Source organism: Nocardioides furvisabuli (assembly GCF_021083185.1).
Lineage (GTDB): Bacteria > Actinomycetota > Actinomycetes > Propionibacteriales > Nocardioidaceae > Nocardioides > Nocardioides furvisabuli.
On sequence record NZ_JAIGQB010000010.1, the window covers coordinates 1 to 13,143 of the forward strand.

Annotated in this window: 15 protein-coding genes; 12 read left to right on the top strand and 3 right to left on the bottom strand. The window is 70.7% G+C overall.

The features are described 5' to 3' along the window. Window positions 1-282 precede the first annotated feature (282 nt). The gene (locus tag K4G59_RS16800; RefSeq protein ID WP_231252213.1) at window positions 283-555 is read right to left on the bottom strand and encodes a hypothetical protein; all 273 of its coding nucleotides are present in this window, start codon (window positions 553-555) and stop codon (window positions 283-285) included. 155 nt (window positions 556-710) lie between these two features. On the opposite strand from K4G59_RS16800, the gene K4G59_RS16805 reads away from it, so the two are divergent. After that, window positions 711-2,198 (top strand): phospholipase D-like domain-containing protein, encoded by a 1,488-nt coding sequence (locus tag K4G59_RS16805; RefSeq protein WP_231252214.1) that lies wholly within the window; start codon window positions 711-713, stop codon window positions 2,196-2,198. Window positions 2,199-2,207: 9 nt separating this feature from the next. Here the strand turns inward: K4G59_RS16805 and K4G59_RS16810 are convergent, their stop codons facing one another. Together K4G59_RS16810 and K4G59_RS16815 are read right to left on the bottom strand one after the other, a co-directional pair. Continuing rightward, window positions 2,208-3,134, bottom strand: a complete 927-nt coding sequence (locus K4G59_RS16810) for a threonine/serine dehydratase (RefSeq protein ID WP_231252215.1) — start codon at window positions 3,132-3,134, stop codon at window positions 2,208-2,210. A 62-nt stretch (window positions 3,135-3,196) separates the two neighbouring features. Further along, window positions 3,197-4,657 (bottom strand): sulfatase family protein, encoded by a 1,461-nt coding sequence (locus K4G59_RS16815; protein ID WP_231252216.1) that lies wholly within the window; start codon window positions 4,655-4,657, stop codon window positions 3,197-3,199. A gap of 260 nt (window positions 4,658-4,917) precedes the next feature. Between K4G59_RS16815 and K4G59_RS16820 the strand changes: the two genes are divergently transcribed. The 11 genes from K4G59_RS16820 (at window position 4,918) to K4G59_RS16870 (ending at window position 13,129) form a co-directional block, all read left to right on the top strand. Then, window positions 4,918-6,291: a hemolysin family protein gene (locus K4G59_RS16820; RefSeq protein WP_231252217.1), complete on the top strand. Its 1,374-nt coding sequence runs from the start codon at window positions 4,918-4,920 to the stop codon at window positions 6,289-6,291. Beyond that, window positions 6,281-7,345, top strand: coding sequence for a hemolysin family protein (locus tag K4G59_RS16825; RefSeq protein ID WP_231252218.1), 1,065 nt, complete (start codon window positions 6,281-6,283; stop codon window positions 7,343-7,345). The genes K4G59_RS16820 and K4G59_RS16825 overlap by 11 nt, the downstream gene beginning before the upstream one ends. 20 nt (window positions 7,346-7,365) lie before the next feature. Then, a complete protein-coding gene (gene clsA / locus K4G59_RS16830) occupies window positions 7,366-7,965 on the top strand; it encodes a cardiolipin synthase ClsA (RefSeq protein WP_372461828.1) in 600 nt (199 codons plus the stop codon). Beyond that, complete coding sequence (locus tag K4G59_RS16835; protein WP_231252219.1) at window positions 7,958-8,863, top strand: DUF881 domain-containing protein; 906 nt, start codon at window positions 7,958-7,960, stop codon at window positions 8,861-8,863. Before clsA ends, K4G59_RS16835 begins: the two co-directional genes overlap by 8 nt. Next, window positions 8,860-9,192, top strand: a complete 333-nt coding sequence (locus tag K4G59_RS16840) for a small basic family protein (protein ID WP_231252220.1) — start codon at window positions 8,860-8,862, stop codon at window positions 9,190-9,192. The genes K4G59_RS16835 and K4G59_RS16840 overlap by 4 nt, the downstream gene beginning before the upstream one ends. Further along, window positions 9,185-9,952, top strand: a complete 768-nt coding sequence (locus K4G59_RS16845) for a DUF881 domain-containing protein (RefSeq protein WP_231252221.1) — start codon at window positions 9,185-9,187, stop codon at window positions 9,950-9,952. Before K4G59_RS16840 ends, K4G59_RS16845 begins: the two co-directional genes overlap by 8 nt. A 66-nt stretch (window positions 9,953-10,018) precedes the next feature. Continuing rightward, window positions 10,019-10,405 (top strand): glycine cleavage system protein GcvH, encoded by a 387-nt coding sequence (gene gcvH / locus K4G59_RS16850; protein ID WP_231252222.1) that lies wholly within the window; start codon window positions 10,019-10,021, stop codon window positions 10,403-10,405. Window positions 10,406-10,534: 129 nt separating this feature from the next. Next, window positions 10,535-11,047, top strand: coding sequence for a zinc-ribbon and FHA domain-containing protein (locus K4G59_RS16855; RefSeq protein ID WP_207081429.1), 513 nt, complete (start codon window positions 10,535-10,537; stop codon window positions 11,045-11,047). Window positions 11,048-11,050: 3 nt separating this feature from the next. Further along, window positions 11,051-11,791 carry a transcriptional regulator FtsR gene (gene ftsR, locus K4G59_RS16860; protein WP_231252223.1) on the top strand — a complete coding sequence of 247 codons (741 nt, stop codon included), beginning with the start codon at window positions 11,051-11,053 and terminating at the stop codon, window positions 11,789-11,791. A gap of 42 nt (window positions 11,792-11,833) precedes the next feature. After that, window positions 11,834-12,304 (top strand): bifunctional nuclease family protein, encoded by a 471-nt coding sequence (locus K4G59_RS16865; RefSeq protein WP_231252224.1) that lies wholly within the window; start codon window positions 11,834-11,836, stop codon window positions 12,302-12,304. Between the two features lie 255 nt (window positions 12,305-12,559). Continuing rightward, window positions 12,560-13,129, top strand: a complete 570-nt coding sequence (locus K4G59_RS16870) for a MerR family transcriptional regulator (RefSeq protein ID WP_443685845.1) — start codon at window positions 12,560-12,562, stop codon at window positions 13,127-13,129. Window positions 13,130-13,143 lie beyond the last annotated feature (14 nt).

Here is a 13,143-nt window from a genome sequence, read left to right on the forward strand (position 1 = left end):
GACGTTTCGACACCTCGCAGCCTCGAGCGGGGGCACCAGCCTGCTACGACGCCATGCCGATGTCGTGAGACATCACTATTCCGATGTCGTGAGACACCCCATTCCGATGTCCTGAGCCAGCACACTGTCAGCCCGACGGTGTGATGTCTCAGGACATCGCGGACACCCGAACCTACGGAGACGTAGGTTCGGGTGTTCTTCATCTCGGGGGTCCTGCGTTGGATGCCTCGCCCGCAGGACGACGCACACGCGCATGCGCGTCGTTGCTGTTGCACGGTCCGGTCACTCGGGCGGACCTGCGCGTCGCCTCCTCGCTCGCAGCCGAGCGACGGCAGCGAGCGCGAGCACCGGGCCGGCGACCAGCAGGGCGACGTCCGCCACCGCGAGCAGGGTCGACGCCTCGAGCACGTCGGCCGGAGGGGTGGCATAGCCGTCCTCGAGTCCCAGGACGATGTGCAGGTTCACGACGACGACGGCCGCGACGAGCAACCCTGCGAGCGCCGCGAACGCGTACACCACAGCCGTCACGGCCGGGTGCGGTGTCATCCTCGTCATGGGCGGTCTCCTGATGTGGAGGGCGCGTGATGTGACCCACGCGCAGGGGGGTGGGCGGGCCGACAACTTTGTGGGTCCGGGGGGCGTCCCTGACAGTGGTACCGCATCCGTGTAGACGAACGTCGCCCGCGACGGCGACCGGGAAGGCTGAATTCGTGTCGAGATCGTTGGTCCTGCTGTCCCTGTGCCTGGTGCTGGGGGCCCCGCTGTCGGCGGTGCCCTCCGCGACGGCCGCCGATCCCACGCGGAGTGGTGCTGTGGTGGCGGCCGCGCAGCCGCGTACGGTCGCTGCGAGCTCGGCCGCGGCGCCGGCGAAGGTGGATCGCAAGCGGTGGAAGGCGCCGCAGGGCCCGTTCTTCAACGACCCACGCCGCAAGAAGGGCTGGTTCCGCATCGAGCGCAAGGTCATCGACACGATCAAGCACACCCGCAAGGGGTCGACGATCCGGATCGCGGTCTACTCCTTCGACCGCATGCCGGTCGCCAAGGCGCTCATCGCCGCCCATCGTCGCGGTGTGAAGGTGCAGATGATCCTCAACGACCACCAGTACACGCGAGCGATGCGGGCGGTCCGCAAGGAGATCGGGGCCAGGCGCTACCGATCGAGCTTCATCTACCGGTGCACCGCCGGGTGCCGCAGCAAGCAGAACCAGTACAACAACATGCACACCAAGTTCTACTCGTTCTCCCAGGCCGGCCGGTCGAAGGACGTGCTGGCCGTCGGGTCGGCCAACCTGATGCTCAACGCCGACAAGCACCAGTGGAACGACCTCTACTTCACCTCCGGCGACCACGAGCTGTTCCGACAGTTCGTCGGACTCTTCAACGACATGCGCAAGGACTACGACACCCGGCAGCCGCCGCAGTTCTTCTGCGGCACGCCCGCCAACGGCGTCGCGTGCGACGACTCCGTCGACAAGCACACGGTCTGGGCCTTCCCCAAGCCGTCGGGTCCGAGGAACGACGTCGTGCTCGACATGCTCGGCAAGGTGCAGTGCCTGACCCCCGACGGCGCCGGCGGTCGGACGCGGACCCGCATCGTGGTGTCGATGCACACGATGCGCGGGAACCGCGGCGACTACCTCGCCGAAGCGATCCGGCAGAAGTGGGCCGAGGGATGCAAGGTCCGCGTGATGTACGGGCTGATCGGCTACCACACCAAGCGGGTCCTCGGCGCCCCGACGGCGCGCGGGCGGATCCCGCTGCGGTCGACCGGTCTGGACTTCAACCCCGACGACGACTACGACCTCAACAAGGACGGCAAGGACGACCTGATCCTGTCGGTCTACAGCCACCAGAAGTACGTCGCGATCCAGGGCAACTACAACGGCAACCCCGACACGCACATGGTCGTGACCGGGTCGGCCAACTGGGCGAGCCTCAGCCCCGGCAACGACGAGGTCCGAATGACGATCCGCGGCAAGAAGCTGACCCGCAAGTACGTCGGGAACTTCAACTACCAGTGGCGGAACAAGCGCAACTCGCGCAACGCCTACACCACGACCTACGTGAACTTCCGGGTCGCCCGCAAGGTCGTCGACGAGGACGGCGACACGCGCACGGTCTGGCGCACGGTGCGGCGACCGGTCGTCACCGTCGAGCCGGACCCCTACCGTCCGGGGCCGTACTGGGAGAACGACTGAGCCCGCGGCTCACGCCAGGGTCGTGAGGTCGGTGTTGGCCCCGCACACCACGACAGCCACCCGTTCGCCGGACGCAGGGACGTAGGCGCCCGACAACAGGCCGGCGAGCGCCGCTGCGGCGCCGTGCTCGGAGACGATGCGATAGCGCTGCCAGAGGTGGTCGCGCGCGGCGACGATGTCGTCGTCGTCCACGAGCACCGACACCGGGGCCTCGAGCTCGGCCGCAGCGAGCGCGAGGTCTCCGACGCGCCGGGCGCCCAGCGAGTCGGCGGCCACCCCTGAGACCTCGACGTCGACGGGGTGGCCAGCTGCGATCGCGTGGTGGAGCGTCGGGATCCGTCGTGGTTCGACGGCGACCACGCGCGCGCGTCCCCGCACCGAGGCGGCGACCCCGGCGTAGAGCCCGCCGCCTCCCACGGCGACGACGAGGGTGTCGATGCCCGGCTCGTCGTCGAGGACCTCCTCGGCGAGGGTGCCTGCCCCGGCCGCCACCTCCGGCTGGTCGTAGGCGTGGGCGTACGCCGCTCCGACCTCCTGGGCGAACTCGAGCGCGGCCTGCTGCGCCTCGGCGTACTCGGTGCCGACCAGGCGCACGTCGGCGCCGTAGCGCCGAATGCGTTGGACCTTCACCGCCGGCGCGGTCTCCGGGACGAACACGGTCGCGCGGACGCCGAGCTCGCGGGCGGCGTAGGCCTGGGCCAGGCCGGCGTTGCCGCCGGACGCCACCACCACGCCGGCGTCACCGAGCTCGCCGCGCTCGATCGCCACGAGCTGGCGGTTGAAGGCGCCGCGGGTCTTGAACACCCCGCAGTGCTGGAGGTGCTCGCACTTGACCCACAGGTCGTCGGAGTCCGACGGCGCCAGCAGGGGAGTCCGGCGCACGCGGCCGGCGATCCGCTCGCCAGCAGCCAGGACGTCGTCGCGGGTGATCGTCACGGCACCAGTATCCGGGTCGTCACCGAGGGCGAGAGGTGGGTGGAGGACCTCGGCCACGTCGATCAGGAGGACGGGTCGGGCACGGGCCCGAAGACCTGGTTGCAGGTCCAGCCTGCGCAATCGACCAGGTCGGTGCGTCGCAGCTCGAGCGCGGCCCGGACCTCGGCGTAGTCCGGGTCGTCGACGAGGTTGACCGTCTCGTCGGGATCGAGCAGCCGGTCGTAGAGGAACCCGTCGACCCCGTCGGTGCCGTAGAGGTAGCGCTCGGTGCGCACGCCGCGGTGCGACCAGCCGTTCCCCAGGGTGCGGCCGGTCTGGATGAGGGTGGTGTCGCGGAAGGTCTGCTCCTCCCCACGCAGCGTCGGCGCGAGGGAAGCGCCGTCGACCAGCCACTGCGGGGACACGTCGGTCAGCGCGGCGAAGGTGGCCGGCAGGTCGACGAGGGTCACCGGCAGCGCGGAGGTCGAGCCGGGCTCGATGCCGGGGCCGCGCACCAGCAGCGGCACCTGGAGCGCCTCGTCGGTCAGCACGTCCTTGCCGACGAAGCGGTGCTCACCGAGGGAGTAGCCGTTGTCGGAGGTGAACACGACGTAGGTGTCGTCGAGCACGCCCTGCTCCTCGAGGGTCTGCACCAGCGAGCCGACGGCGCGGTCCACGGACTGGAGCGAGCGGAGGCGGGCGGTGTTCTCCTCGGCGATCTCCTCACGGGAGACGGGGGCGAGCCGACGCAGGTAGGCCGGCTGGTCGCTCACGTCGGCCTCGTTGAAGGCGGGGGAGTCGAAGGCAGAGGGCCGCTGGTCGGTGAACAGGTCGCGGTCCCGCGGCTCGGCCGGCGGCAGGCCGCGACCGCCCTCGGCGGCGATCCGGTAGTGGGGCGCCAGGTGCCAGGCGTAGACGACGAACGGGTCGCCGCTGGCGGCGAAGTCGCGGATGTCGGCGTTCGTGCGCTCCTCGATGACCGACGTGACGTAGCTGTCGGTGAAGCGTTCGGGATCGCCGTCACCGCTCATCGTGAAGTCGACGTAGTCGTAGACGCCGCGGGTGAGCGCGTTCCAGTGCGTCCAGCCGGCAGGGCGTACGTCGCCGGGGTGGTAGCCGTTGAGGAACTTGCCCACGAAGCCGGTGCGGTAGCCGCTGTCACGGAACCACGAGCTGGCCTCCTGCGTGGGGTCGAGCGCGCTGAAGCCGCCGTGGACGCCGCGGTTGTGCTGCACTCCGTTGTTCTGCGCGTACTGCCCGGTGGCCAGCTGCGCCCGGGCCGGGCAGCACAGCGGGTGCGGCGAGATCGCGTCGGTGAACTCCATGCCCTCGTCCGCGAGGAGGCGCCGTGTGATCGGCATGTGGTCGAGGTCGTCGTCGCGCATGTCGTCGGTGAGGACGAAGACGATGTTGGGGCGGGCCGCGGCACCGGGCGCCTGGGTCGTCTGGACCATGCGGACCGACTCCGAGCCGCGCGCTCCGCCGTCGGAGGCCGTCACCGTGGCGAGGGTGGCGACGAGCACCACCAGGAGTGCAGCAGTCACCGACTGTGCCCACGATCGCATCTGTGCCATTCCCCCGCCGGGACCGTCTCGGTCCTGTGTCTCGCCCCACGTGTGGGGGCCACAGTAGGGCGGGCGGGGGCGCCTCCCCAAAGCGACACGACGACTGGGGCGAAGACGGCTGCGGCCGCTAGTCTGAGGACTCGCCGACGCCGATGCCACTGCCCAGAAGGAACCCACGCGCCGACCATGGACGACAGTCAAAGTCCCCGCACGACCGCACTGAACGACCGGTGCGCGTCGTGACCCCCCTCCTCCTGCTCCTGCTGTCGCTGGCCCTCGTGGCCGCCTGCGGACTCTTCGTGGCCGCGGAGTTCTCCTTCGTGACCGTGGACCGGCCGAGCGTCGAGCGCGCCGCTGCCGAGGGCGACGAGGGCGCGCGCGGTGTGCAGCTGGCCCTGCGGTCGCTGTCCACACAGCTCTCCGGCGCCCAGGTCGGCATCACGGTCACCAACCTGGCGATCGGCTTCCTCGCCGAGCCCGCGATCTCCGACCTCATCGACGGTCCGCTCGCCGCTGCCGGCACGCCCGACTCCGTGGTCACGCCCCTGTCGCTGGCCCTGGGCCTCGCGCTCGGCACCGTCGTGACGATGATCTTCGGCGAGATGGTGCCCAAGAACATCGCCATCGCGCGCCCGCTGCAGACCGCCCGCACCACGCAGGGCTTCATGCGCGGCTTCACCGCGCTCACCAAGCGCCCGATCCGGGTGCTGAACGGCTCGGCCAACTCGATCGTGCGGCGACTCGGCATCGAGCCGCAGGAGGAGCTGCGCTCCGCGCGCAGCTCGCAGGAGCTGGCCTCCCTCGTGCAGCGCTCGGCCGACCAAGGCACTCTCGACGCCGACACCGCGGAGCTGATGGAGCGCTCGGTCGAGTTCGGCACCCGCACCGCGGGCGAGATCATGACGCCCCGGGTGCGCACCACCACGGTGGAGGACGGTGACCGGGTGTCCTCGATCATCGAGCTGGCGCGCCAGACCGGTCACTCCCGCTTCCCGGTGCTCGACGCCGAGGATGCCGTCGTCGGGACCGTGCACGTCAAGCACGCCGTCGCGGTGCCGGTCCACGAGCGCGCGACGACGCGGATCAAGCACGTCATGGTGCGTCCGGTCGTCGTGCCCGACAGCCTGCGCCTCGACCCGCTCCTCGCCCTGCTGCGCCAAGACGGTTTCCAGATGGCCATCGTGCTCGACGAGTACGGCGGCCACGCCGGCATCGTGACCCTCGAGGACGTCGTCGAGGAGATCGTCGGCGACATCTCCGACGAGCACGACCGCCTCGGCGCGCGCATCCGCCAGCGCCGCGACGGCAGCTGGACGCTGTCGGGCCTGCTGCGCCCCGACGAGGTCGAGGACGTCACCGACGTCGAGCTCCCCGACCACGAGGACTACGACACGATCGCCGGTCTGGTGATGCGCGAGCTCGGCAAGATCCCCGCGCCCGGCGACCGCGTCGAGCTGCCCGTGCCCGACCGCAGTGAGCCGCACGAGCCGCGTGAGCGGCTGGTGACGCTCACCGTGGAGCGGATGGACGGACTGCGCATCGACCGCATCGAGCTCCGCATCGTCCACACCGCGGAGCTTGCGAGCCAGCAGGGGGCCTCCGATGAACAGTGACCTCTTCGGCGTCGGTCTGGCCGTCGTCCTGCTCGCCCTCAACGCCTTCTTCGTGGGCGCCGAGTTCGCGCTGCTCGCGGCCCGGCGCAGCCAGATCGAGCCGCTGGCCCAGGAGGGCTCGCGCGCGGCACGCACCACGCTCCGTGCCATGGAGAACGTCTCGCTCGTCATGGCCGGCGCCCAGCTCGGCATCACCGTCTGCTCGCTGGGCCTCGGCGCCATCGGCGAGCCGGCCGTCGCCCACCTGCTGGAGCCCCTGTTCCACGCGGCACGGGTGCCCGACGACCTGCTCCACCCGGTCTCCTTCGTCGTGGCGATGTCGATCGTCGTCTACCTCCACGTGGTCCTGGGCGAGATGGTCCCGAAGAACATCGCCCTCGCCGGCGCCGACCGCGCCGCGATGGTGCTGAGCCCGCCGATGATGGTGATCGTGACGGTGCTCCGACCGGTCATCGCCGGCATGAACATGGTCGCCAACGCAGTGCTCCGCCTGCTGCGCATCGAGCCCAAGGACGAGGTCCACTCGAGCTTCACGCGCGAGGAGGTCGCGGCGCTGGTCGAGGAGTCGCGCGGCGAGGGCATGATCGAGGCGGACGAGTACGACCGCCTCGCGGGCGCGCTCGGCTTCACCGAGAAGTCGGTGGCCTCGATCGTGATGACGCCCGATGGCCTCGCGACCGTGGCACCCGGTTCGACGGTCGCCGATGTCGAGGCCCTGTGCGCTGCGACCGGCTTCAGCCGGTTCCCGGTCGCCGCCGCGGACGGCACGCTGCTGGGCTACCTCCACATCAAGGACGCGCTCGAGTCCGACGACGACAAGCGCTCCCGGGTCATCGAGGACAAGTGGATCCGCCCCTTCGCCTCGGTGCACCCCGACGACCTGCTCCACGACGCACTCGAGAGCCTGCAGGCCAAGGGCGCGCACATGGCGCGCGTGGTGCAGCGCGACGGTGCGGTCATCGGGCTCGTCACGCTCGAGGACGTCCTCGAGGAGCTGGTCGGCGAGATCCGCGACGCCGCGCACCACGACGTGTCCACCGTCGACGCCACCTGAGTGCTGGATAGGGTCTGAGCGTGTCCGAGGAAGCGTCCCGCGTCTGGACCGTGCCCAACATCATCAGTCTGGTGCGGCTCGCCGGTGTGCCCCTGTTCCTCTGGCTCGTGCTCGGACCCGAGGCGGACGCGATCGCGCTCGTCGTGCTGATGGTGGCCGGCTTCACCGACTTCCTCGACGGCTGGCTGGCCCGCCGGCTCGACCAGTACTCCCGGCTCGGGGAGATCCTCGACCCGGTCGCGGACCGGCTCTACATCCTCGCCGTCGTCATCGGCCTCTACATGCGCGACATCATCCCGTGGTGGGTGGCGCTCGCCCTCCCGCTGCGCGACCTCCTCCTGTGGGGCCTGGTTCCGATCCTGCGCACCCGGGGCTTCTCCGCGCTGCCGGTGCACTTCCTCGGCAAGGCGGCCACCTTCAACCTGCTCTACGCCTTCCCCCTGCTCCTCCTCGGTGAGGGCGACGGCGTCGTCGCCACCCTCGCGCGCAACTTCGGCTGGGCCTTCGCGTGGTGGGGGATCGGCCTCTACTGGTGGGCCGGGGTGCTCTACGCCTGGCAGGTGCGCACGCTCCTGCGCGACACACCACGGCGTACGTCGCCGGCGACCGATCATGGCTGAGCCGCGCCTGCAGGGCGGACGGACCACCGGGGAGGACGCCCGGCGGCTTCCCGACCACGTGACCACGCCGCTGCTCTCCCTGATCACCGCCCGTTCGATGGACGAGGACTACGCCCACGTCGCCCAGAAGCGAGCAGCTGCCGGCCTGGAGCCGGCTCCGGGGCGGCCGCGCCCGCACTGGACGAGCATCGCGGCCGTGGCGCTGCTCGGGGTGATGGCCGCCGTCGTCGCGGCTCAGACCGACCGGCAGGCGCCCGTCGACGAGCTCAGCCGGGCGGCACTGATCGAGCAGATCGAGCGTCGCAGCGACACCCTCGACGCCCTCCAGGGGCAGGTCGGTGAGCTGACCCGGTCCAACGCCGAGGCAGCCGTCAACAGCACCCGCACCCAGGGCCAGCTCGACGACATCCAGACGAGGCTGCGACGCGTCGAGCTGGTCACCGGCTTCTCCGCCGCCCGCGGCCCCGGGGTGCGCCTGACGGTGCAGAACCGACCCGACGTCGACGTCAACGACGAGATCCGCGACGAGGACCTGGCGTTCCTGGTCGACGGGCTCTTCGCGGCCGGCGCCGAGGCGGTCGCCGTCAACGACCAGCGGATCAACCTCCTGGGTGGGATCCGCAACACCGGCCGCGCCATCCACGTCAACGGTCGCCCGGTCAACCCCCCGTACGTCATCTCGGCCATCGGCGACCCGCAGACCCTCCAGGCGCGCCTGCTCCAGACGAGCCAGGGGCAGGAGTGGTTCAATCGCGTGAACTTCTACGGATTCGTCTACGAGCCGGAGAATGTCGACGACATCCGCCTGCCCGCTGCGCGCGAGCGTGTGCTGCGTGATGTGATCGAGCTCAACGCCGACCCGGACGGCGTACAGGATGGAGGGGGGAGCGCGCCGTGATAGCCGCCCTTGGCCTGCTCATCGGCATCCTCGTGGGGCTCGTGTTCGCCCCCGACGTGCCGCTGAGCCTGCAGAACTACCTCCCCATCGCGGTGGTGGCTGCGCTCGACGCCGTCTTCGGTGGGCTGCGGGCCTACCTCGACGGGATCTTCGACGACAAGGTCTTCGTGGTCTCGTTCGTCAGCAACGTGGTGATCGCGGCCGCGATCGTCTACCTCGGGGACCAGCTCGGAGTGGGCGCCCAGCTCACCACGGGCGTGGTCGTGGTGCTCGGCATCCGCATCTTCTCCAACGTCGCCGCCATCCGGAGGCACGTCTTCCATGCCTGAGCAGGAGCCCGCCCCGACACAGGAGGACGCCGGGTCCGACCCGGGGCGCGACCGGCTGCGGGGGGCGCTCACCCGCCCCTCGGGCCGACAGGCGGTGGTGGCGGTGCTGCTCGCGGTCCTCGGGTTCGCCGTCGTGGTGCAGGTGCGCGACACCCAGGCCAACGACACCTACGCCGGGCTCCGCGAGAGCGAGCTGATCCAGGTGCTCGACGGACTGACCGGCACCGCCGAGCGGGCCCGCCGCGAGGTCGAGCGCCTCGAGAGCCGCCGCGACGAGCTGCGCGACGAGAGCACGCGACGTTCGGCGGCGCTCGACGAGGCCGAGCAGCGGGTGCGCACCCTCAACATCATCGCCGGGCTGGTGCCTGTCACAGGGCCCGGCCTGCGGGTGACGATCACGGAGTCGACGACCCGGGTGAGCGTCGGCTCGCTGCTCGACACCGTGCAGGAGCTGCGTACGGCGGGCGCGGAGGCGATCGAGCTCAACAACTCCGTCCGACTCGGCGCCGACAGCCACTTCGAGGACGGGATCGGCGGCATCGAGCTCGACGGCCAGCTGCTCGAGCCGCCCTACGTCCTGGAGGTGATCGGCGACGTCCACGTCCTGCGCACCGCCCTGACCTTCTCCACCGGACCGGTCGAGACGCTGCAGACCCTCGACGGCGCCGCGGTGCGCATCGAGGAGCTCGAGCAGGTCGAGATCATGAGTGTCCGCGAGCCCACCCGACCTGACTATGCGGAGTTCAGCGAAGGCCAGTAGCCTGCCGGGCAGTCCGCCGCGGCATCCGAACCGGCATCCAGCACCAGACAGCTCGAGGAGTCCCACGTGTATCCGGAGAACCTGAAGTACACCAGCGAGCACGAGTGGGTGCGCACCCCCGGCGACTCAGAGGGATCGGTGCGCGTCGGCATCACCGACTTCGCGCAGGACGCGCTCGGCGACATCGTCTACGTCTCGCTGCCGCAGGTCGGCGACGCGGTGACGGCAGGGGAGACCTGCGGGGAGCTCGAGTCGACCAAGTCGGTCAGCGACCTCTATGCACCGGTCACCGGCGAGGTCGTCGCCGTGAACTCCTCGCTCGACTCCACCCCCGAGCTGGTCAACAGCGACCCCTACGAGGCCGGCTGGCTGTTCGAGGTGAGCGTCGGTGACGCCGCCCAGGTCGAGGGCCTGATGGACTCCGCCGCCTACCAGGCCAGCCTCGCAGGCTGAGCCGTCCGCCGACCCACCGCCACCGTCCCTGATCGTTCCCGCGTGCCATCGCGGGGCTGATAGGTTCGGAACAACCGTCAACCTCAACCCTCGGCTGAGGGTTGGGTGTCGATCCGCCGAGGAGCCCCCATGCCGTTCTGCACCGCCTGTGGCAAGCAGAACCCCGACGACGCCCGCTTCTGTGCCCAGTGCGGCACCAAGCTGCTCGTCGGGGAAGACACCGGGTCCAGCCCGGTCGAGTCCACCGCGACGATCACCTTCGGCGTGCCCGACCAGCGCGAGTCCTCCGACCGCCAGCTGAGCCCGGTGGACGCCGCCGCCGTCGACGCCCTCCCCGAGGGCCACGCGCTGCTGGTCGTGCAGCGCGGGCCGAGCGCCGGCAGCCGCTTCCTCCTCGACACCGACGTGGTCGGCGCGGGCCGTCACCCCGACAGCGAGATCTTCCTCGACGACGTCACCGTGTCGCGCCGGCACGCGGAGTTCCGACGCTCCGGCGCCGGCTACAGCGTCAGCGACGTGGGCAGCCTCAACGGCACCTACGTCAACCGCGACCGCATCGACTCCGTCGAGCTCAACGACGGCGACGAGGTCCAGATCGGCAAGTACCGCCTGGTGTTCTTCTCCTCCCACCCGAACAGCTGACCGGTGAGTGCCCCGACGCCCTCGGCATCGAGTCGCGGCGCCCGCTTCAACATCGGGCAGGTCCTCGACCAGCTGCGGCCGGACTTCCCCGGGGTGACGATCCCCAAGATCCGCTTCCTGGAGGACCAGGGCCTGGTCAAGCCGGAGCGCACGGCCGCGGGCTACCGCAAGTTCTCCGGCGACGACGTCGCCCGGCTGCGCTACATCCTGCTGATGCAGCGCGACCACTACCTCCCGCTCAAGGTCATCGGCGACCACCTCGACGCCATCGACCGGGGCCTGGAGCCCCCGGCCATCGAGTCGGTCGTCCCGCGGGTGCCGAAGGTGGCGCTCAGCTCCGACGGCCTGCCCAGCCCGGAGTCGTTCCGCCGCAGCAGCGACCTGCGGCTCTCGCGCCGTGAGCTGCTGAAGGTCGCCGACATCTCCGAGGACCTGCTCTCGCAGCTCGAGCAGTACGGCCTGGTGAGCGCCCGCACCGGGACCGGGCACTTCGACAGCGACGCCCTCGTGGTGGCGCAGACCGCCCGGGAGCTCGCCGACTTCGGCTTCGAGCCGCGGCACCTGCGGGCCTTCAAGACCGCTGCCGACCGCGAGGTCGGGCTGGTGCAGCAGGTGGTCGCACCCCTGGCGCGGGGTCGGGACGCCGCAGCGCGCGGGCGTGCAGAGGACGCGACGTCCGAGATCGCGGCGCTCTCCGTACGCCTCCACGCCACGCTGGTGAAGGTCGGCCTCGACCGCGGCTGAGCCCGGCCCGACCGGATCAGGGGACCTGAGTAGGGTGGGGGCATGCGCGAAATGGACGTCGTCGGAGTCCGCGTCGAGATGCCCTCCAACCAGCCGATCGTGCTCCTGCGCGAGGTCACGGGGGAGCGGTACCTCCCGATCTGGATCGGAGCCGTCGAGGCCACGGCCATCGCCTTCGCGCAGCAGGGCGTCACGCCGCCGCGCCCGTTGACGCACGACCTGATGCGCGACGTGCTCGAGGCGACGGGCCAGCGCCTCGACGAGGTGCGCATCGTCGACATGCAGGACGGCATCTTCTTCGCCCAACTGGTCTTCGACGGTGGCGCGGAGGTCGGGGCCCGTCCCTCGGACTCGATCGCCCTCGCCCTGCGCACCGGGACCCGGATCGTGTGCGCCGAGGCCGTGCTGGAGGAGGCCGGACTCGCGGTGCCTGCCGAGCAGGAGGACGAGGTCGAGCGCTTCCGCGAGTTCCTCGACCACGTGTCACCCGACGACTTCGAGGAAGCGCCCTGATCGAGCGCCGCCCCGCGTCTCGACCATGACCCTCAACCTGAGGATGAGGGTTGCGACACGCCGCTCGGTGGATGGACAAGCCGAACTCCCGGGCTTACCTTGAACTGTCTCTGTTGTAACTCCACCGTTGTGGTTGTCGGCCCCGGCCGACTCCGGGCGGGCCCTTCCCCCAGGAGTTACCGCTCAGCGGAGGAACTGACCTGGAGGGTCACTGTGGCTAGCAACGAGAACGAGCAGGGCGCCGACGCCGCCAGGATCAAGGCTGCGGCGGAGGCCGCCGAGGTTGCCGAGGAGCAGGGTCTGCTCTTCGGCGACGACGTCTCGCCGCTGCCCAGCGACACCGGCTACCGCGGACCGACCGCCTGCAGCGCCGCCGGGATCACCTACCGCCAGCTCGACTACTGGGCCCGCACCGGTCTCGTCGAGCCGAGCGTGCGTGGTGCAGCCGGCTCCGGTTCCCAGCGTCTCTACTCCTTCCGCGACATCCTGATCCTCAAGGTCGTCAAGCGCCTGCTCGACGCCGGGATCTCGCTGCAGCAGATCCGTACGGCGACCGCGCACCTGCGCGAGCGCGGCACCGACGACCTGACCCGCGTCACCCTGATGAGCGACGGCGCCTCGGTCTACGAGTGCACCAGCAACGACGAGGTCATCGACCTGCTCCAGGGCGGGCAGGGCGTCTTCGGCATCGCCATCGGCGGCGTGTGGCGCGAGATCGAGGGCACCCTCGCCGAGCTGCCCAGCGAGCGCACCGCCGGCGAACCTGCCGCGCCGGTCGCGGGCGACGAGCTCGCCGCGCGTCGTGCCGCCCGCCAGACCGGCTGACCCCGCACGTCACG